Source organism: Providencia sp. PROV116, assembly GCF_028482485.1.
Lineage (GTDB): Bacteria > Pseudomonadota > Gammaproteobacteria > Enterobacterales > Enterobacteriaceae > Providencia > Providencia rettgeri.
Genome location: NZ_JAMPQO010000010.1, coordinates 144,505 through 165,519, shown reverse-complemented (window position 1 = coordinate 165,519; position 21,015 = coordinate 144,505). Strand labels below are relative to the sequence as shown.

General features: G+C 42.1%; 16 protein-coding genes. 1 reads left to right on the top strand and 15 read right to left on the bottom strand.

What is annotated here, in order from left to right; genetic code table 11:
• Positions 1-7: 7 nt before the first annotated feature.
• From murG to leuO, 15 genes are all read right to left on the bottom strand, one after another.
• The gene (murG, locus tag PSE72_RS07835) at positions 8-1,081 is read right to left on the bottom strand and encodes an undecaprenyldiphospho-muramoylpentapeptide beta-N-acetylglucosaminyltransferase (RefSeq protein ID WP_115166878.1); all 1,074 of its coding nucleotides are present in this window, start codon (positions 1,079-1,081) and stop codon (positions 8-10) included.
• Positions 1,078-2,271 carry a cell division protein FtsW gene (ftsW, locus tag PSE72_RS07830; protein ID WP_109912942.1) on the bottom strand — a complete coding sequence of 398 codons (1,194 nt, stop codon included), beginning with the start codon at positions 2,269-2,271 and terminating at the stop codon, positions 1,078-1,080. Before ftsW ends, murG begins: the two co-directional genes overlap by 4 nt.
• On the bottom strand, positions 2,271-3,581 hold the full coding sequence (gene murD / locus PSE72_RS07825) for a UDP-N-acetylmuramoyl-L-alanine--D-glutamate ligase (protein WP_115166876.1): 1,311 nt from the start codon (positions 3,579-3,581) through the stop codon (positions 2,271-2,273). The genes ftsW and murD overlap by 1 nt, the downstream gene beginning before the upstream one ends.
• A gap of 1 nt (position 3,582) precedes the next feature.
• Positions 3,583-4,665: a phospho-N-acetylmuramoyl-pentapeptide-transferase gene (gene mraY / locus PSE72_RS07820; protein ID WP_004262035.1), complete on the bottom strand. Its 1,083-nt coding sequence runs from the start codon at positions 4,663-4,665 to the stop codon at positions 3,583-3,585.
• Positions 4,659-6,023 (bottom strand): UDP-N-acetylmuramoyl-tripeptide--D-alanyl-D-alanine ligase, encoded by a 1,365-nt coding sequence (gene murF, locus PSE72_RS07815; RefSeq protein WP_115166875.1) that lies wholly within the window; start codon positions 6,021-6,023, stop codon positions 4,659-4,661. Before murF ends, mraY begins: the two co-directional genes overlap by 7 nt.
• Entirely contained in the window at positions 6,020-7,507 is a 1,488-nt protein-coding gene (gene murE, locus PSE72_RS07810) for a UDP-N-acetylmuramoyl-L-alanyl-D-glutamate--2,6-diaminopimelate ligase (RefSeq protein WP_004913192.1), read from the bottom strand. Before murE ends, murF begins: the two co-directional genes overlap by 4 nt.
• Positions 7,494-9,260 (bottom strand): peptidoglycan glycosyltransferase FtsI, encoded by a 1,767-nt coding sequence (gene ftsI, locus PSE72_RS07805; protein WP_004913194.1) that lies wholly within the window; start codon positions 9,258-9,260, stop codon positions 7,494-7,496. Before ftsI ends, murE begins: the two co-directional genes overlap by 14 nt.
• Before the next feature lie 11 nt (positions 9,261-9,271).
• The gene (gene ftsL, locus PSE72_RS07800) at positions 9,272-9,592 is read right to left on the bottom strand and encodes a cell division protein FtsL (protein ID WP_004913196.1); all 321 of its coding nucleotides are present in this window, start codon (positions 9,590-9,592) and stop codon (positions 9,272-9,274) included.
• A complete protein-coding gene (gene rsmH, locus PSE72_RS07795) occupies positions 9,592-10,545 on the bottom strand; it encodes a 16S rRNA (cytosine(1402)-N(4))-methyltransferase RsmH (RefSeq protein WP_115166874.1) in 954 nt (317 codons plus the stop codon). Before rsmH ends, ftsL begins: the two co-directional genes overlap by 1 nt.
• A 2-nt stretch (positions 10,546-10,547) precedes the next feature.
• Entirely contained in the window at positions 10,548-11,006 is a 459-nt protein-coding gene (gene mraZ, locus PSE72_RS07790) for a division/cell wall cluster transcriptional repressor MraZ (RefSeq protein WP_004262043.1), read from the bottom strand.
• A gap of 699 nt (positions 11,007-11,705) precedes the next feature.
• Positions 11,706-12,716: a catabolite repressor/activator gene (gene cra / locus PSE72_RS07785; RefSeq protein WP_004913203.1), complete on the bottom strand. Its 1,011-nt coding sequence runs from the start codon at positions 12,714-12,716 to the stop codon at positions 11,706-11,708.
• Positions 12,717-12,800: 84 nt separating this feature from the next.
• Positions 12,801-13,292, bottom strand: coding sequence for an acetolactate synthase small subunit (gene ilvN, locus PSE72_RS07780; protein WP_004262045.1), 492 nt, complete (start codon positions 13,290-13,292; stop codon positions 12,801-12,803).
• A gap of 2 nt (positions 13,293-13,294) precedes the next feature.
• Positions 13,295-15,022 carry an acetolactate synthase 3 large subunit gene (gene ilvI, locus PSE72_RS07775; protein WP_115166873.1) on the bottom strand — a complete coding sequence of 576 codons (1,728 nt, stop codon included), beginning with the start codon at positions 15,020-15,022 and terminating at the stop codon, positions 13,295-13,297.
• A 366-nt stretch (positions 15,023-15,388) separates the two neighbouring features.
• On the bottom strand, positions 15,389-17,221 hold the full coding sequence (locus tag PSE72_RS07770) for an AMP-dependent synthetase/ligase (protein WP_115166872.1): 1,833 nt from the start codon (positions 17,219-17,221) through the stop codon (positions 15,389-15,391).
• Between the two features lie 355 nt (positions 17,222-17,576).
• Positions 17,577-18,545, bottom strand: coding sequence for a transcriptional regulator LeuO (gene leuO / locus PSE72_RS07765; protein WP_115166871.1), 969 nt, complete (start codon positions 18,543-18,545; stop codon positions 17,577-17,579).
• A gap of 892 nt (positions 18,546-19,437) precedes the next feature.
• Between leuO and leuA the strand changes: the two genes are divergently transcribed.
• Complete coding sequence (leuA, locus tag PSE72_RS07760) at positions 19,438-21,015, top strand: 2-isopropylmalate synthase (protein WP_004262054.1); 1,578 nt, start codon at positions 19,438-19,440, stop codon at positions 21,013-21,015.

Here is a 21,015-nt window from a genome sequence, read left to right as displayed (position 1 = left end):
GCTAATATTATTTAGCCACTTCGCAAATCACGGTAGCAACTCGCTCTGTTGCGTCTGTAATTGCACAGCTATGCGCTTTTTCGGCCATTGAGAGTAATTCGTTTCTATCCCATTGTTCTAATAAGCTCGCCACAGCATCTGCGGTAAATTGTGATTGTTCTAAAATTTTAGCCGCTCCCGCTTTTTCTAGCGGTAATGCATTCCAATATTGTTGACGATCTTTATGTTGAAAAGGCACAAAAATAGCCGGTAAACCTGCGGCTGCAATTTCACTCACTGTTAATGCACCTGACCGACAGACAACAATATCTGCCCATGCGTAAGCTTGCGCCATATCATCAATAAATTCAGTAACTTTATACTCGGAATTACCTGAAACTTGCATATGCTCATTATACAATGCTTCTGTCGATTCCTTACTGCCTTTTCCCGCTTGATGCCAGATATTTAACTGTTTGCCTACTTTTTCAGCAACACACGGCATCACTTGATTTAAAATTCGAGCCCCTTGGCTACCACCAACAACTAATACGCGTATAGCGCCTTCTCGACCAGCTAAACGAACCTGTGGTGCAGGTAGTGCTAAAACATCTTCACGTACCGGATTACCAACAACTGGTGCGTTAGGAAATGCCCCCGGAAAGGCTTGTAATACTCTTTTTGCTATTCGAGATAACCATTTGTTCGTTAAACCCGCGATACCATTTTGTTCATGAAGCACAACAGGTACACCGCATTGCCATGCCGCAATACCACCAGGCCCCGAAACATAGCCCCCCATGCCTAATACGGCATCCGGTTGATAACGCTTAATAATTGTTTTGGCTTGGCGAATCGCTTTATAAATACGCCATGGCGCCCCCAGTTGAGCTGCAATACCTTTGCCTCTGAGGCCCGAAATTTGAATGAATTCAATATCGATACCATGTTTAGGCACTAATGTAGCTTCCATTCGGTCAGCCGTACCTAACCAACGGATCTCCCAGCCTTGAGCCTGCAAATAATGAGCCACGGCTAACCCCGGAAAAACATGCCCTCCGGTTCCACCTGCCATGACGAGTAATTTCTTTGCCTGACTCATTTAGTGCTCCTTACAAACGCCTGCGCTTTTTCAAGGCGTGTTTCAAAATCAATTCTCAGTAATATCGCAATGGCAGCAGCCATCACCAGTAAACTCGAACCACCATAACTAATTAGCGGTAGTGTTAAACCTTTTGTCGGTAACATACCTGATGCGGCGCCAACGTTAACTAACGCTTGGAAGGTAAACCAAATACCAATAGAACAAGCCAAATAACCACCGAATAATTGGTTTGACATCAATGCACGACGGCCGATCATCATTGCTCTAAATGCCAACATAAAGACCATCAGCAGAACCAATACAACGCCAAAGTACCCGAGCTCCTCAGCTAAAACCGAGAAAATAAAGTCTGTGTGTGCTTCTGGCAAATATTCTAATTTTTGTACTGAATTTCCAAGCCCTTGCCCAAATACTTCACCACGACCAAAGGCCATTAAAGATTGAGTTAGCTGATAACCACTTCCAAACGGGTCATCCCATGGATTCAAAAATGACGTGACTCGACGTAAGCGGTACGGCTCGAACCAAATCAAAGCCAATACCCCCACCGCACAAGCGGCAATACCAATAATAAAGGGGGCTAACCTTGCTCCTGCTAAAAACAACAACCCGAGAGTGGTAACCACTAAGACGATAACTGTCCCTAAGTCAGGCTGTAATAAAAGCAAAGACGCCATAACAATCAAAATACACATCGGTTTGATAAAGCCAAGAAAACGGGTTCTGACTTCATCAGATTTACGCACTAAATAACTGGATACGTAGCAAAACAACGTAAATTTCGAAATTTCTGCCGGCTGAATTTTTACCAAACCGATGTCTATCCAGCGTGATGCCCCGTTAACTGAACTCCCTGCTACCAACACCACGACTAACATGCCAAGAGAAGCCATCAACAATATGAAGTTGTACTTCTCCCAAACCGCCATCGGAATACGCATAACACCTAGAGCTAAAATAAATGCGATAACGATATACACCACATCACGCTTAGCAAAATAAAACGGATCTTCGGTTAAGCGCTGGCCAACTGGCATGGACGCAGAGGTGACCATAATAAAACCAACCGCGGCTAAACCGAATGCCAACCACACCAGTGTACGGTCGTAAAGCGTTGAGCCTGAAATCACGCCATTTTTTTCACCAATGACCCAATTTTTTAAACGCATCGCACCCGGTATCGTCATTAACCTAGCTCCTGGGCTAATTGAGCAAAGACAGTTCCACGCTGCTCAAAACTTTTAAACTGATCCAAACTGGCGCATGCTGGGGATAACAGCACCATGTCCCCCGCTTTTAGTTGAGGCGCAATTTGGCGTAAGCTTTGTTCCATCGTCTCAGTCAAAACTGATTTTTCAGGTGCCATATCTGCTAACTCTTTGCCATCACGGCCAAAGCAATATAAACGGTAGTTATCCGCAGCAATATATTGTTTTAATGGTGAAAAGTCAGCTGACTTGCCATCACCACCTAATAATAAGTAGATATTGCCGTCCACGTGTAACCCATTTAACGCCGCTTCAGTACTTCCAACATTGGTGGCTTTAGAGTCATTAATCCAGCGAACACCGTTATTGAATAACACTAATTCGAAACGATGTGCTAGCCCCGCATAGTCTTTCAATACTTGAAGGCAAGCTGGGCGAGGAATACTCACCGCATCTGCCAGTGCTAGCGCGGCTAACGCATTGAGGTAATTGTGTTGGCCAGTTAAGTGCATTTCATTGACATCAAGCAGCTCTTTTCCTTGAGCCACTAACACCCGTTTTTGGGTATCAAAGAAATAATCACCACCATTTAAGCCAAAGCTAATACATTCTTCCAAGGTATGATTGACAGGTAAGGTCAGTGCATCTTGTAAGTTAACAATGCAATTTTTGGCATTCTGATAAATTTTTAATTTCGCTTCACGGTACTGTGCTAGACCTAATGGATATCTATCCATATGGTCTTCACTAATATTTAAGACTGTCGCGGCGCTCGCTTCTAAACTTGAAGTGGTTTCTAATTGGAAGCTGGAAAGTTCTAAAACGTATAGACGATGCCCTGCATTGAGTAATGAAAGTGCTGGCGTACCAATATTGCCACCAACACCAACTGAAATACCCGCAGCTTTAGCCATTTCACCAACCAATGACGTGACGGTACTTTTACCATTTGAACCTGTAATGGCGACAATCGGTGCATCGGCTTCACGACAAAACAATTCGATATCACCCACAATTTCGATGCCGTTTTCTGCCGCTTCCTGCAACTGAGGTGTTGCCAACGCAATCCCTGGACTCGCGACAATTAAATCGGCTGCCTGTAACCAGCTATTATTCAAGCTGCCACTATGGCATTCCACATTCGCAGGGAGTTTATCTACCCCCGGAGGCACTGCACGGGTATCCATAACACGAGGCACTACGCCGCGCGCAAGGAAAAAATGAACGCAAGATAGGCCAGTGATCCCCAGCCCAATAATAACGACGTTCTTACCCTGATAATCGACCATCTTAACGCACCTTCAAGGTTGCCAGCCCAATGAGGACTAACATTAATGAGATAATCCAGAAGCGCACGATAACGCGAGGTTCTGGCCAACCCTTCAATTCATAATGGTGATGAATTGGTGCCATGCGGAAAATACGTTGCCCGCGCAATTTAAATGAACCGACTTGTAAAATAACGGATAATGTCTCAACCACAAACACACCACCCATAATCACTAATAAAAACTCTTGGCGCAGTAATACAGCGATAGTTCCTAGTGCACCACCAAGAGCCAATGAGCCAACATCACCCATAAATACTTGGGCTGGATATGTGTTAAACCATAAGAAGCCTAACCCTGCCCCCACAATGGCAGTACAGACAATCACTAATTCACCTGCATGTGGTAAAAATGGAATATGTAAGTAACTGGCAAAATTAACATTACCTGTTGCCCATGCCACTAATGCAAAACCTGCAGCGACAAATACCGTTGGCATGATAGCCAAGCCATCCAAACCATCTGTTAGGTTTACTGCGTTACTGGTTCCTACAATCACAAAGTAAGTCAGCAAAATATACAGCATGCCCAGTTGTGGCATCACATCTTTAAAAAATGGCACCACTAGCTGCGTTGCTGGGGTGTCTTTACCAATCGCGTACATGGAAAAGGCAACAATTAACGCAATCACGGATTGCCAAAAATATTTCCAACGTGCGATTAGACCACGAGTGTCTTTACGTACCACTTTACGGTAGTCATCAACAAAACCGACAATGCCATAGCCAACTAACACAAGTAATACACACCAAACATAAGGGTTGTCTAAGCGAGCCCATAACAAAGTTGAAACGGTGATTGAAAATAAAATCAATAACCCGCCCATAGTTGGGGTTCCGCGCTTACTAAAGTGAGACTCAGGGCCTTCATTACGAACGACTTGGCCTATTTGCATTTTTTGTAAATAAGCAATTAAATGCGGCCCCATCCACAAAGCAATGGCAAGTGCCGTCAGCAAACCGACAATGGCCCTGAACGTCAAATAAGAAAAGACGTTCAGAACAGAAAACTTGTGGACCAACATTTCGGCAAGCCAGACTAACATTCGAAGCACTCCTTCAATGCATTCACAACATCTTCCATCGCGGAACTGCGTGAACCTTTAACTAAAATAGAAACAACGTCCTTCTGCTGTGCTAGCGGAATTAGTCGGGTTAATAAATCGGATTTCACTGTGAAATGCTCACCACATTCACTAAATTGGCTGATCAACTCACTTAATTGACCAACACTGAATACTTTGTCTAAGCCTGCTTGTTTAGCGGCGACACCAACACGCTGATGGCAATCTTCTGCATAATCGCCCAGTTCACCCATGTCCCCCACCACTAAGATGCGGTAACCTGGCATTTTTTCGAGAACATGGATTGCTGCGATCATCGAACCATCATTTGCGTTATAAGTGTCGTCTAAAACCACCTTGTGCTCCGCTAAGCGCACAGGGTATAACCGCCCCGGTACCGACTTCGTTTTCGCTAAGCCATTTTTAATATTGTCGAGGCTAGCACCGACTGAAATGGCTAATGCACTCGCCGCTAACACATTAGCGATGTTATGCAGCCCTGGTAATGGCAAGGTGATATCAACACTACCAACGGGAGTGTGTAACACAAAATCCGTTGTCAGCTGGTTCACTTGGATATCAGAAGGATAGAAATCCACTTTTGCTTGTGGCGTTAGTGAGTAATACCAAACGGTTTGACGTGGCTGAAACTGCCACTTTTCACTGTAGCTATCAAGGTTAACAATTGCGGTTCCTTCTTCTGGAATACCTTGATAAATTTCACCTTTCGCTTTAGCAACCCCTTCCGGTGAACCAAAACCCGCTAAGTGTGCAGCAAATAAATTGTTAACTAATGCGGCTTCTGGTTTGACAATATTGGTTGTGTAGGCAATTTCATTTGGATGATTAGCGCCCATTTCTATCACTGCGAAATCATCATCATGGGTTAAACGAAATAGGGTCAAAGGCACACCTATATCGTTGTTTAAATTACCAGCAGTATATAAGGTTTTACCGCGCTCAGATAAAATGGACGCAGTCATTTCTTTGACCGATGTTTTGCCTGAAGACCCCGTCAAGCCAACGACCCGGGCTCTACTCTGCTGACGAACCCATGCAGCCAGTTGGCCCATCGCAATACGCGTGTCTTTCACAATGATTTGTGAGCAATCCACTTCCAGTTTGCGCTCAACGAGTAACGCTTTAGCGCCCGCCATAACGACTTGCTGTACAAAATCATGGGCGTCAAAGCGCTCACCTTTTAACGCAATGAATAGGCAATTTTCAGCAATTTTGCGGCTATCAGTACTAACCGCGTTAACCATTGCATTGGTGTCTGGAGCAGATTCAATCTGCCCTTGGGTAATTTGTGCCAGTTGAGCGAGGGTTAAAGAGATCATGCGATTACCCCCAACAAACGAGCTACCGTTAGACGGTCTGAGTAATCTAACTTGCGCTGACCAATAATTTGATAATCTTCGTGCCCCTTACCTGCAATCACAATCACATCATCAGGAGATGCCTGCAAAATAGTGTTTGTCACGGCTTCTGGACGACCCGGTATGGCCAAAGCACGGCTGGAATCTAATAAGCCCGCCATAATATCATTAATAATATCGATAGGGTCTTCACTGCGCGGGTTGTCGTCTGTGATCACGATTTTATCTGCATACTCTTCTGCAGCAGCCCCCATTAGTGGACGCTTGCCTTTGTCACGGTCACCACCGCAACCAAATACACACCATAATTGACCTTTGCAATGTAAGCGTGCTGCCGCTAAAGCTTTTTCTAAGGCATCAGGAGTATGCGCATAATCAACGACGACTGTCGGTTTATTCGGTGCACTGAATACTTCCATACGCCCACATACTGGTGATAATGAAGAGGTAGTAGCCAGCAGTTTATCTAACGGATAATCCATCATTAGTAAAGTTGCCATTGCCACTAATAAATTGCTGACATTAAATGCACCCATTAATGGGCTTTCAAAGCGCCCATTTCCCCATGAGGAATCAAAATGGATGCTGGCACCTTTATCGTGATATTCAACCTCAGTGGCTTTTAGCCATGGGCCTTGCCAGTCATTTGGAATGCGGTTTTCCATGGTCACTGCGCACGCCTGTGGTAAACGTTGTAGCCATTTCAAGCCAATAGCATCATCCGCATTAATGATTTGCGATTTTGTATTATGCGTGGAAAACAACAGCCATTTTGCGGCTTCATAGCTTTCCATATCGCCATGATAATCAAGGTGATCACGACTTAAATTGGTAAACACCGCGGCATCAAACTGTAAGGCAGCAACTCGGCCTTGCACTAAGCCATGGGAAGACACTTCCATCGCTGTTAATGTCGCTTTTTGGTTCAATAATTGGGTCAATTCAAGTTGGATATCTACCGCAGAGCCGGTAGTATTTTCGCTTGGCGACACATGGCCTAATAGGCCATTACCCACGGTTCCCATTACAGCGCTAGTTTCCCCTAGCCCTTGAGCCCACTGAGCAATTAATTGTGTCGTCGTTGTTTTACCGTTTGTACCCGTCACACCAACGAGTTTCATATTAGCTGATGGCTGCTGATAAAACTCCCCCGCAAGGGCTGATAAACGATTATTCAGGTCATTTAAATAAATGACAGGGACGCCATGAACGAAACGAATTTCACCTTCAACAGCTTCACCTTCCGCTTCCGCTATCACAGCAGAAACCCCTTGAGCAATTGCTTGAGGAATATAGTGTCGCCCATCTGATTGATGGCCTTTTATTGCAATAAACAGATCGCCCGCGGCAGCCTTTCGACTGTCTAGCGTCATCTCACGCAGTGAGATTGGAGTTGTGCTCACACCAAAGGGTGAGAGTAGATCACAAAGATTACGATCTGCCACTTTTAACCTCTTTTTGACTATTTACAATTTCATTTTGTTCATTTGGTTGCAATGCATCGGGTTCAACGTTCATCAACCGTAGAACCCCTCCCATGATTGAACCAAATATCGGTGCAGATACCGCACCACCGTAGTATTTACCTGCACTAGGCTCATTGATGAGCACCACTAACGCATAGCGTGGGTTACTCGCAGGAGCCACACCCGCGGCATAAGCTAAATATTTCTCAACGTAACGCCCTTCAGGACCCACTTTTTTCGCAGTCCCTGTTTTAATAGCAATGCGATAGCCTTTAATTGCTGCTCGTGCTCCCCCGCCTCCGGGTAAAGCCACACTTTCCATCATATGAACCACTGTTCGCATGATCGGCTCAGGAAAAACACGAGTTCCTGACACAGGAGGGTCAACCTTCGTGATAGATAATGGCCGATAAATACCAAAACTACCGATAGTTGCATAGGCTCGCGCTAACTGTAACGGTGTTACCATTTGCCCGTAGCCAAAAGAAAAGGTGGCCCTTTCTAAATCAGACCACCGTGTTTTTTTACTTGGAAAGATGCCACTACTTTCCCCGACTAACCCCAGATTAGTCGGCTTGCCAAACCCAAAGCGGCTATACACATCCACCAGCTCAGTGGCAGGCATCGCTAACGCAAGTTTTGAAACACCTACGTTACTCGACTTCTGTAAAATCCCAGTAATTGTTAGTTCAGCATACCGTGCTACGTCTTTGATCTCATGACCACTAATACGATATGGATAAGTATTAATTACTGAGTTTTCTTTAATAATTTTGTTGTGTAGCGCACTCATTACCACCATGGGTTTCACTGTTGAGCCCGGCTCGAAAATATCGGTAATAGCACGGTTACGCATCGCATCCATTGATGTACCCGTTAAATTATTTGGGTTATAGGATGGACTATTTGCCATTGCTAAAATTTCACCGGTATGAACATCCACTAAAATTGCCACGCCCGATTCAGCTTTATTTTCCTGTACACCACGTGTTAATTCACGGTAAACAATGGATTGAATGCGTTCATCAATACTTAATGTCAGATTATGCGCAGCTTGGCTGTCAACGGAGGAAATCGTTTCAATCACTCGCCCATTACGGTCTTTGCGAACTGTACGTTCACCTGGTGCACCTTTTAACCAACGGTCAAAGCTTTTCTCGACACCTTCAATGCCTTCGCCATCAATATTTGTTACCCCCAATAAGTGAGCGGTAACTGGGCCTGATGGATAATAACGACGAGACTCTTTGCGTAAGTAAATACCGGGTATTTTTAGTTTTTTAACGTAATCGCCAATAGATGGGTTAACTTGACGCGCTAAATACACAAAACGGCCTCTTGGATTGGCCGATATTTTGCTGGTAATTTGTTCTAGTGGGATCTCAAGGGCATCAGCTAATGCTTTCCAGTGCTCGTCATTGCTGATCCCCCCTTTTTCGAACACTTCTTTGGGGTCAGCCCAAATTGCATTAACTGGCACACTCACCGCCAGTTGCCGCCCTTCTCGGTCGCTGATCATGCCTCGAGAAGTTGCGACTTCTTGCACTCGTAAAGAGCGCATATCACCTTCTTTCACCAGTTTCTCTGGTGCGATAATTTGCAGATAAGCCACCCGCGTCAGCAACCCTGCTAACGCCAAGACAATGCATCCGCACAGCAAAATAAAGCGCCAGCGGACAAAGCTGGTACTTTCTTCTTGTTTCTTATTTTTCGCTGTTTTTGGTGCTTTCATTAGGAACCTTTTTATTGCTTAGAAACAATAATTTTTTCTTGTGATGGTTCAACTTGTACCATCTGTAATTTTTCAACCGACAAACGTTCTATTCGGCTATGGCTCGCAAGGGCGTTTTCTTCAAGGATCAAATTGCGCCATTCGATATCTAATAAGTCTTTTTCTTCATACAATTTATCTTTAGCTGCCGTTAACAAACGCGTCTCATGTGCGGTAGTCACAACAAAAACGGCACTAATTATAATTGCAGCCAATAAAATCAAAGGAACGATGCCATAACGAAATAAATCACGCCCAATGACGCGAGCTAGGCTGTGCCTTTCTGGAACCATTATTCCGCCGCCTTTTCAGCAAACCGCAACACAGAACTCCGTGCGCGAGGATTTTCGTCAATTTCGTTTTCCGAAGGTTTCATCTTACCTAGGTCACGTAACTGCGCTGCGCCTAATTCTTTAATTTGCGCTTCAGTCAGTGGAATACCGGCTGGTACTGATGGCCCTTTACTATTTTTGCGAATAAACCGTTTTACTAATCTATCTTCCAAAGAATGGAAGCTGATAACCGATAAGCGCCCTTTTGGTGCTAAAACGTTCATTGCGCCTTCTAATGCTTTTTCAATCTCTTCCAATTCGCTATTGATATAAATACGAATCGCTTGGAAGCTACGTGTTGCAGGGTGTTTATGTCGGTCTTTCATCGGACTGACTTTGGCAATTAACTCTGCAAGATGCCGTGTACGTGTTAATGGCTCTTCTTCTGGGTTATGGTTACGTTCAACAATCGCTCTGGCAATTCGTTTCGCAAAACGCTCTTCTCCAAAGGTTTTCAATACCCAAGCAATGTCATCCGCTTCTGCGTCCATCAACCATTGCTGTGCAGATTGCCCTCTGGTTGGGTCCATTCGCATATCTAACGGCCCGTCACGCATAAAGGAAAAACCGCGCTCTGGGTCATCTAACTGCGGTGAAGAAACCCCTAGATCCAGTAATACGCCATCAATTTTCCCTGCTAACCCTTCTTCTTCCACATACTCTGCAATCGCAGAAAATGGGCCATGTTTAATCATAAAACGTGGGTCATCAATAGCTTGTGCCGCTTTTATTGCTTCTGGATCACGGTCAATGGCGATTAACCTTCCTTGTGCGCCAAGCTGGCTTAATATCAACCTTGAATGGCCACCACGACCAAAGGTGCCATCGATATAGATACCGTTAGGTTTAATGTTTAAGCCGTTCACGGCTTCATCCAGTAATACTGTTACGTGTTTAAATTGCTGTTGCGTCATTATTAAAGTGACAAATCCTGTAAGCGGGCTGAAAGTGGTTCATTGGTAAGGCGCTCAGCGGCAATATCATCTTCCACTTGCTGATACCAAGTCTGTTCATCCCAAAGTTCAAATTTATTAATCTGGCCAACCAACATGACCTCTTTGGTTAGCCCTGCGTGTTGACGCAATGTACTGGCTAACAAAAGACGCCCCGCGTTGTCCATTTGGCATTCACTTGCATGACCTAATAACAGCCGTTGCACGCGTCGTTCTGCTGGGTTCATCGTCGATAATCGAGAAAGTTTTTCCTCGATAATCTCCCATTCGGGTAAGGTATAAAGCAACAGGCATGGCTGGTGAAGGTCAATGGTACAAACCATTTGCCCTTTCGATTCCTCGTTCAGCATTCCTCGATAACGAGTTGGCACGGTTAGACGCCCTTTGCTGTCGAGATTAACCAGTGTTGCCCCACGAAACATACCCGATTAAACCCCTTTTATTTTCAACTCACCCACTTTACCCCACAATTCACCACATATAAAGTTTACGAATGGTATGAAAACGTTGTCAAGCCAGTAGCATCCGGCTTTAGCTTTATTTACAGAACAATTCAGAAAAAATAAGGAGAGGTAAAATCTAACTTGGAAATAAAATGGGAAATAACAAGTTGATATGATTAACATATTTTATTAAGTATCACCTAAATAAGCGCTAACATAATAGTTTGCTGCAAAATCATACAAATTAATGGAAATTCAACTTATGTCTCATTTTTAATCAGTGTATCTTGTACCGGTTATTTACTTCTGTTGAGTCCTCAAATAATCATTAATTTTTAAATAGGCCCAAAGCGTGCCGCTAATAAAATAAAATCATTATATATCAATAAAGTAAATTACTGTTTTAATAAACAGTAATTTACTTCAAAATATTTATCGCACAAATCAGTAATACAACCACAATAAATTTATATTAATTTATTCATCCGATTTAGCTTTCATTTTAAAATCAGCAACAAGCCGATTAAGATAAATCCTAAAGTTAAATATTTACCTAAATTTAGCCTATAAAAAAAAAGCCCCTACAAGATAGGGGCCGTTATATTACTCATTATTGTGACCAACATCACTCATTATCGTGTAAATATTCACTGTTCGATTAAAGTTAAATCTATTTCATTACTGCTTACGACCTAAACTTCCACGGCGACATAAATCACGACGAATACGTGTAATACCAGGTTCTGGTTTTTGCTTTTCATCAAGGCTGGCGAGTACCAATTCTAAGATGCGTTCAGCGATGTCTCTATGACGCTGTGCCAAAGAAAGCACTGGGCATTCAAGGAAGTCTAATAATTCATTATCACCAAATGTGGCAATAACCATATGCTCAGGTAAACGTCCACTGCGCTTCAATGCGACATCTAGCACGCCTTGTAGTAAGGAGAATGATGTTGTAAATAGTGCGTCTGGCATCTTGTTACCACTATCAAGCCAATGAGCAAAAACCTCTGCAGCTGAATCGCGTTCATAGCTATTTGCATACAGGTAATCAATCTTGCGTGGGTCTTCATGCCATGCTTTACGGAAACCTTGCTCGCGTAGATAACTGACTGATAACTCAGGTAACGCACCCAAATACAATACCGATTCAGCTTTAAATTTGCGTAATTCCGCTGAAATCATGAAAGCATCTTCTTGGTCATCACCAACAACACTAATAAAGTGTTCTTTTTCAAGGGCTCTATCCAGTGCGATAATCGGTAAAGAACGATTCGCCCAACGCTGATAGAACGGATGTTCTGGCGGTAATGCTGTAGAAACAATTATGGCATCAACTTGTCGTTGTAAAAGGTGTTCAACACAACGAATTTCATTGTCGGGTTGGTCTTCTGAGCATGCTATCAACAATTGATAACCACGCTGACGCGCCTGCCTTTCAAGGTAATTTGCTATACGGGTATAGCTCGTATTTTCCAAGTCAGGGATCACTAACCCTATAGAACGGGTACGCCCTGCTCGTAGCCCCGCAGCAACTGCATTTGGATGGTAATTGTGCTCTCTGACGACTGCCATCACTTTTTCTACAGTTTTATCGCTGACTCGATACTGCTTGGCCTTGCCGTTGATCACATAACTAGCCGTTGTGCGGGAAACACCCGCTAGACGGGCTATCTCATCCAGTTTCACGTTAACCTCTTTACAATTTTGGGAATAGCCCCGAGTCATTCGGGGCCTTAAACGCGATTATTCTACCTTCGGAAGATAAATTTTTCATCGCATAATTTTATCACCGCGCGAAACACCGACGATCCCTGAGCGTACAACTTCAACAATTTCAGCAACACCACGCACTGATTCGATGAAAGCGTCCAGTTTTTCGCTTGTTCCCGCTAGCTGAACGGTATAAAGCGTTGGGGTGACATCAACAATTTGTCCACGGAAAATATCTGCACAGCGCTTCACTTCATCACGCCCATATCCAGAGGCTTGTAGCTTCACTAACATGATTTCACGCTCAATATGTGCTGACGCCGTCAGCTCGCTGACGCGCAACACATCAACCAGTTTATGCAATTGTTTCTCAATTTGCTCCAGAACCTTTGCATCCCCTTTAGTTTGGATAGTCATACGTGACAAGGTTGGGTCATCTGTTGGTGCAACGGTCAAACTTTCAATATTATAACCACGCTGAGAGAACAGACCTATGACACGGGACAAAGCACCTGATTCATTTTCTAATAAAACGGATAAAATACGACGCATGATCAGGTCCTCTCTGTTTTGCTCAACCACATTTCATCCATTGCACCACCACGGATCTGCATTGGATAAACGTGCTCAGTTTCATCAATATTGACGTCAACGAAAACTAATCGCTGATTTTCATTCACTTCAACAAGGGCTTGTTTTAGTTTTTCTTCTAGCTCATCAGGTGTTGCTATCGAAATACCAACGTGGCCATACGCTTGTGCTAACTTGATGAAATCAGGCAATGATTGCATGTAAGATTGTGAGTGACGGCCTTGATAAATCATATCCTGCCACTGTTTTACCATGCCTAAGAAACCATTATTTAAGTTGAGCACTAAAACCGGTAAGCCATATTGCAGAGCGGTTGAAAGCTCTTGAATGTTCATCTGGATGCTACCATCCCCTGTCACACAGACAACGGTCGATTTTGGATGCGCTAATTTCACTCCTAAAGCAGCAGGTAAGCCAAAGCCCATCGTACCGAGTCCTCCTGAGTTTATCCAATGGCGAGGTTTATCAAAGGGATAATACAATGCGGCGAACATTTGGTGCTGCCCAACGTCAGACGTTACATACGCTTCACCTTTCGTTAAACGATAAATCATTTCAATGGCTTGCTGTGGTTTAACTTTTGTTTGGCTTATTTCGTAACGTAAACATTGCTTATTGCGCCATTGCTCAATTTCTTTCCACCACGCAGTGAGTGCTTGGTTGTCTTGTTTGGCTGAAGCCTGGTCTAACTGACCTAACATTTGTTTTAATGTGAGTTTTGCATCACCAACAATTGGGATATCGGCATTGACCGTTTTTGAGATAGACGTTGGGTCAACATCAATTTGAATGACGGTCGCATTTGGGCAATATTTTTCTAAATTGTTCGTTGTCCTATCATCAAAACGAACCCCTACGGCAAAAATTACATCCGAGTTATGCATCACCTTGTTGGCTTCATAGGTTCCATGCATCCCAAGCATTCCCACGGATTGCTTGTGCGTTTCTGGGAAAGCCCCTAATCCCATTAAGGTTGATACCACTGGTAATTGCAGTTTTTCTGCCAACTCTATAAGTTCAGCAGAGCAATTCGCGTTAATCGCCCCTCCGCCAATATAGAAAACTGGTTTTTTGGCCGAAACCAATTTAGTTAATGCTTTTTTGATTTGGCCTTTGTGTCCTTGTAATGTAGGGTTATAAGACCGCAGAGAAACGTTCTCTGGATAACGGTAAGCAAACTTCAAAGCCGGGTTAACGGTGTCCTTAGGAAAATCAATCACCACAGGCCCTGGACGGCCACTTGCTGCAATATAAAACGCTTTCTTGATGGTTTCAGGAATTTCTTCTGCGCTTTTAATTAAAAAACTGTGCTTAACTATTGGCCTTGAGATTCCAACCATATCGCACTCTTGAAACGCATCGTTACCAATTAGCGAGCTTGCAACCTGCCCTGATAACACCACCATTGGTACGGAGTCCATATAAGCCGTCGCAATACCGGTAATCGCATTTGTTGCCCCAGGACCAGATGTCACTAAAACAACCCCAACATCCCCTGTTGAGCGTGCATAACCATCTGCCATATGAACGGCGGCTTGTTCATGGCGCACTAAAATATGTTCTACCCCACCAACCGTATGAAGTGCATCATAAATATCTAATACTGCACCGCCTGGATAACCAAACACGTGCTTTACTCCTTGGTCAATCAACGACTTGACGACCATTTCCGCTCCCGACAACATCTCCATGAGTTTGCCCCCAGACATTATTTGCAAGTGAAGAGGTATGAACTACCTCTTTATTTTTATCATTTAAATTGTGGAATTCGTGCTATTAACATATCGCTCTGGCTGAAACGAAGCAAACACCATTTAAGTGCAAGGATCACGAAAATTTCACATCATCTTGAACATGGGTATTTGATAGATAAATTGACTGCGTATAAAAATAAAGGGAGAAATAATGACTACTATGAATGAAAAAACAGTGCAACTTTAATTAGTTGGAAGTATTCTGGTTTTAATATTAAGTGATTATCTGAATAAATAAGAACAAAACAAAAACAAGAACTGACTTACCCATAATACAGGTAAGCCAGATAATTAGATGGTAAATTATTCTTTGTACATCGATTCAATTTCTAATTGATAGCGCTCAGAAATGATTTTACGACGCAATTTTAAAGTTGGTGTTAATTCACCTTTTTCCATTGAAAATGTGGTTGGTAGCAATGTAAAACGCTTAACTTGGTGGAAATTTTCGATATTCTTTTGTAAATCTTTTAAGCGATTTTCAAATAATGCCACAATATTCGAGTCTTTTAAGAGTTCTAAACGATCTCGATATTTCAGGTTTATTGAATGGGCATATTCTTCTAAGCTGTCATAGCAAGGCACGATCAGCGCTGAAACAAACTTACGCGCATCTGCAATGACTGCGATGTGTTCAATAAACTTGTCTTGTCCTAATACGCCTTCAATCATCTGTGGTGCAATATATTTTCCGTTAGACGTTTTCATTAAATCTTTTAGCCTATCCGTAATATATAAATTGCCTTGTTCGTCAATCTTTCCTGCATCACCCGTTTTTAGCCAGCCATCTGCTGTAAACGTATCCAAGGTTTCAATTGGTCGATTGAAATAGCCTTTCATGACCACTGGCCCTTTTACTTGTATTTCATCGTCTTTACCAATACGCACTGAAACAGAAGATAACGGTGTACCTATCGAACCTAATGGGTATTTACCTTCTTCCCAGCAAGATACCGTGGCACAGGTTTCTGACATGCCATAGCCATATTTGATATTTACCCCTGCTGAAAGGAAAAATGCAATCACATCGTCATCAAGACGGGCGCCAGCGGCTGGCATGAAACGAATTCGACCTCCTAACCCTTCGCGAATTTTACTGAGAACCAGTTTATCAACCATCGGAAAAATAGCGCGGTTAACTAAAGAGGGGTTGTGGCCTTTTGTTAAGGCTTTCACACGGCGCTTGCCAAGGGATATTGCACAGCGAAATAGCGCCCTACGAATGAGAGGTGCTTTTGCCACTTTACTGTGTATTGCTGAATAAACTTTTTCATAAAAACGGGGAACCGCACACATCACGGTCGGTTTTACCTCCGCTAATGCTTCCCGAACTTGATTGGTGTCTGTTAAATAAACGTTTAACGCCCCAACGTGCATAACGTAAAAGCTCCACGCACGTTCAAAAACATGTGAAAGCGGTAAAAAACTTAAAGAAACATCGTCAGCGGTTAGTTGTAATCGTTCGTCATGGAGATACAGTTGGGCAGCCATGTTGTAGTAATCCAACATAACGCCTTTGGGCTCTCCAGTAGTGCCTGATGTATAAATGATGGTAAATAAATCACCGAGATTATGTGCAGCGATGCGCTCATCAAGTTCCGTTTGGTATTCGGTTTGTGCTTGCGCCATAAATGTGGATAAATGCAGGGTGTCGATTGAAATATCAGCCAACTCAATATTGTCATTCATCACGATAATCGTCGTTAATTGGGGGCAAAGAGCCGGTAATTGGCATGCAACTTGATATTGCATATCTTCCCCAACAAACAACACTTTAATATTGGCATCATTAATAATATACGCCGCCTGCTCAACACTGCTAGTTGCATAAAGTGGCACTGTGACAGCCCTAATTTGTAACGCGGCAAAGTCAACCAATGACCAATTCATGCTGTTATGGGCAAATAACCCAATATTTTCTTGTGTGATAACGTTTAATGCTAAGAGACGACGAGAAATCGCTGATGTACGCTCACCTATCTCCCCCCAAGTTAATGAGCTCTGTTGCCCGTTATCCCATTGACTGAAAGCTATCCGGTTCGCCGATTCGTGCGCAGTAACCCTGCTACGTAAGCGATTAACCAAGTGGTATGGATATAGATTTTCAGTAATCAAAGTGTATTCCCTATAGGTCATTATCGATATAAGTTACTCGGTACATTCACAAGCACTTAACTATTCTTATTATTTCAGCTTACAAGTGTTAGCTGAATATTCGCAGTGTATCGACTAAAGAGATGCGTGAAAAGCATTTATATGTAAATTTTGTGCAAATGTTATGTCTGCTACAAAACTCATCATAACGCTCACGATAGTGAGTTAATTATCTTGTTGGCGTATCTATTTTGTTATAAGTGCATCTATAGAAATATAGAGGTTGTTAGCTTTAAGGGGCAATCTCATTTGTTATTACCCCTTAACAATATGCGTTATTTATTACTCACAATGTCTGAGCTCGCCAACAACCTCTAGCAATTTTTAAATAGGAGTACTATGCAGCAACAGCCTGTTCAGAGAGCTCTTCAATTAATTGAGTAAATTGAGATTTCATCCATTGATGGCCTTTATCCCTGACCGTTGATTCATGCCAAGTTAAATAGCAAGGCAGTGTATCTCGAAGCCATGGCAACGATAATGTTCGTAATTTTAGTTTCCCAAAGTAATGACTCACTAGCCATTTTGGTACAATCGCGACGAGATCAGTTTGAGCAACAATACTCAATACACTATTTAAGTCAGTACCTTGATAGCTAATCGTATGCGATAACTCAGTATTATTATAATAAGGTTTACTAAATGACCCCATGTTATCCATTGACATAATCGCATGACGTTCATTATTTAGTTCAATTTCAGAAATTGAATTACCAATACGCGGGTGATGACTAGCCACCACTAACACTAATTCATCATCAAATAAAACCTGATGTTGAAATTCTGTTTTTTCTAATTGATTATAGCCAAGGAAAAAATCCATTTCTTGGTATTTTAATTGATGAGCAATTTTATTATCCATAAAAGAATGAATGACTATATTAATATTAGGCGAAACTACCTTAAATTTTTCGACAATAATAGCAGCTAGACGAATATCTAACGGTGAACAAATAGATAAATTAAATACTCGATCACTAGTTTGTGGATTGAAACCTGCACTAGGTAATTCATTATGAACTAGTTGTAATGCTTGCCTAATAGGCCCGAACAATTGCTTAGCACGAGATGTCGGCTGAATGCCACGCCCATACCGGACAAACAACTCATCATTAAACATTGATTTTAAACGTGAAACCGCGTTACTCACCGCAGGTTGAGACATCCCTAGAACTTGCGCTGCTTTTGTCACGTTTTGCATCTGCATAACCACGTCAAAAACCGTTAATAGGTTGAGATCAACATTACGTAAATGAATATCGCTACTGTCTTTTTTAGCTGTTGAAATTGTATCAAAATCAGTCATTTTTACTCCACTAATATATTTATCATTTTTCATTAACGAAAAGAGTCATTCATCTTAAAAAACCGACGAATATATAAATTCATTAAATATTATTCTTAAAACAACTTATAGATAATAAGTCATTTCGCTTTCCCTGCATTTATTAAAACGACGTTTATATTACTTTACCTATTAATTAAACTTGCAGTATAAATATCATTATAAAACGTAAATATTCATCAAAATAATGAATGATAACCACTTATTAACCTTGCAATCACTCACCGTAAAAATAATAAAGCAATTTTTGCAAGAAATCATAATAAATCGTATGTAGAATCAATAAATATTCTCATTATCAGATTATTTTTTAAATACTCATTTATTAGATAATTAACTTAATTAAAAAGTATTGGCGAAGATGATTCATTCCCTACCTTGAGTCTCACCTTACATCAAAAAATAAAAACCGCATAAAAATCAATAGCTTTAATCATGAAGACATTTGAATGAGCATAGTAAAAGAATTTTACCCTTATAACAACGCAAAAATCCAGACAAAACAGAAGGGATACACAAAAAAAACAGCAACAACCACCAGCCAGAAGCCATAATTCATGATTGGTAAAAATATGCTAAAAATCTATGATTGACATTAACTTTAAGATAACGTATCAATAAATACAGTTTGATTAAGATACTCAAGAGAGACAGTTAAAATGACATTTTCTATTCGCCTACTAAGCCTACTACTACTCGCATTAAATTTGCGCGGTATGCTTATGGACGAAAAATAGAAACAAACTGTCCACAAACATTAAAAACCCGCGCAACCCGCGGGTTTTTTTATGCCTGCGGCTTTGGAAGAACATAACTCTAAGCAAAAAACAAAATTCGATATGAGGAACACAATATGAGCAACCAAGTCATTATCTTCGATACCACCTTACGCGACGGTGAGCAGGCATTACAGGCAAGTTTGTCAGTCAAAGAAAAATTACAAATTGCCTTCGCATTAGAGCGTTTAGGGGTTGATATCATTGAAGCGGGTTTCCCAGTCTCTTCACCGGGTGACTTCGAATCCGTACAAACCATCGCGAGAGAAATCAAAAACAGCCGAATTTGTGCATTAGCGCGTTGTATTGAAAATGACATTGATGTTGCAGCTGAGTCATTAAAGGTTGCCGAAGCCTTTCGTATCCATATTTTCTTAGCTACCTCCAATTTACATATGGAGAAGAAATTAAATAAATCCTTTGATGGCGTAATGGATATGGCAATTAATTCCATTAAGCGCGCAAGACGCTATACCGATGACGTTGAATTCTCCTGTGAAGATGCGGGCCGTACTGATCCTGATAATTTATGTCGTATCGTAGAAACGGCTATTAATGCAGGTGCAACAACAATCAATATCCCAGATACTGTAGGTTACACAACTCCTTACCAGTTTGGCGGAATTATCACTGATTTGTATAACCGTGTGCCAAATATCGATAAAGCTGTTATTTCTGTGCATTGCCATGATGATTTAGGGATGTCCGTTGCTAACTCAATCAGTGCTGTACAAGCCGGTGCCCGCCAAGTCGAGGGTACCATCAATGGCTTAGGCGAACGCGCTGGCAACACGGCATTAGAAGAAGTGATTATGGCCATTAAATTGCGCGAGCAAATGTTGAATGTGCATACCAATATTAATCACAAAGAAATTTACCGTACCAGCCAATTAGTTAGCCAATTATGTAATACACCAATTCCAGCTAATAAAGCCGTTGTGGGTAGTAACGCATTTGCTCACTCATCAGGTATTCACCAAGACGGTGTGTTGAAAAATCGTGAAACCTACGAAATCATGACACCAGAGTCTATCGGCTTAAAAGAACAACAATTAAATTTAACCTCACGTTCAGGCCGTGCCGCTGTTAAACACCGTATGGAGGAAATGGGGTATCACGAAGGTAAAGACTTCAAATTGGATGAATTGTATACTGCATTTTTGAATTTAGCTGATAAAAAAGGTCAAGTCTTTGACTATGACTTAGAAGCCTTAGCTTTCTTTACGAAACAACAAGATGAAACTGACCACTTCGTGATGGACTATTTCAGTACACAATCAGGCTCTAGTATTGTTGCAACAGCAACAGTCAAAATGCAGTGTGGCGATGAAGTGAAGTCTGAAGCGGCGACCGGTAATGGCCCCGTTGATGCCATCTACCAAGCCATCAGCAACATCACACAATTCCCTATGAAATTAGTCTCGTACCAGTTATCTGCTAAGGGCCATGGTGAAAATGCGTTAGGCCAAGTGGATATCGTGGTTGAATGCCATAACCGTAAGTTCCACGGGATGGGATTAGCAACAGATATCGTCGAATCTTCAGCGAAAGCCATGGTGCATGTATTAAATAGCATTTGGCGCTCTGAACAAGTTGAAAAAGAAAAACAAAAAATAAATCAAGAATCACAATCAAACACAAAGGAAGCAGTTTAA

Bases quoted from the DNA above. Each gene is read 5' to 3' on its own strand.
- mraZ (WP_004262043.1), bottom strand. From the start codon at position 11,006: ATGTTTCGTGGGGCAACACTGGTTAATCTCGACAGCAAAGGGCGTCTA.
- murD (WP_115166876.1), bottom strand. From the start codon at position 3,581: ATGGTCGATTATCAGGGTAAGAACGTCGTTATTATTGGGCTGGGGATC.
- ftsW (WP_109912942.1), bottom strand. From the start codon at position 2,271: ATGACGATACCGGGTGCGATGCGTTTAAAAAATTGGGTCATTGGTGAA.
- leuO (WP_115166871.1), bottom strand. From the start codon at position 18,545: ATGACTGATTTTGATACAATTTCAACAGCTAAAAAAGACAGTAGCGAT.
- PSE72_RS07770 (WP_115166872.1), bottom strand. From the start codon at position 17,221: ATGACCTATAGGGAATACACTTTGATTACTGAAAATCTATATCCATAC.
- ftsI (WP_004913194.1), bottom strand. From the start codon at position 9,260: ATGAAAGCACCAAAAACAGCGAAAAATAAGAAACAAGAAGAAAGTACC.
- rsmH (WP_115166874.1), bottom strand. From the start codon at position 10,545: ATGACGCAACAGCAATTTAAACACGTAACAGTATTACTGGATGAAGCC.
- murF (WP_115166875.1), bottom strand. From the start codon at position 6,023: ATGATCTCTTTAACCCTCGCTCAACTGGCACAAATTACCCAAGGGCAG.
- ftsL (WP_004913196.1), bottom strand. From the start codon at position 9,592: ATGGTTCCAGAAAGGCACAGCCTAGCTCGCGTCATTGGGCGTGATTTA.
- mraY (WP_004262035.1), bottom strand. From the start codon at position 4,665: ATGTTAGTCTGGCTTGCCGAAATGTTGGTCCACAAGTTTTCTGTTCTG.
- murG (WP_115166878.1), bottom strand. From the start codon at position 1,081: ATGAGTCAGGCAAAGAAATTACTCGTCATGGCAGGTGGAACCGGAGGG.
- ilvN (WP_004262045.1), bottom strand. From the start codon at position 13,292: ATGCGTCGTATTTTATCCGTTTTATTAGAAAATGAATCAGGTGCTTTG.
- leuA (WP_004262054.1), top strand. From the start codon at position 19,438: ATGAGCAACCAAGTCATTATCTTCGATACCACCTTACGCGACGGTGAG.
- ilvI (WP_115166873.1), bottom strand. From the start codon at position 15,022: ATGGAGATGTTGTCGGGAGCGGAAATGGTCGTCAAGTCGTTGATTGAC.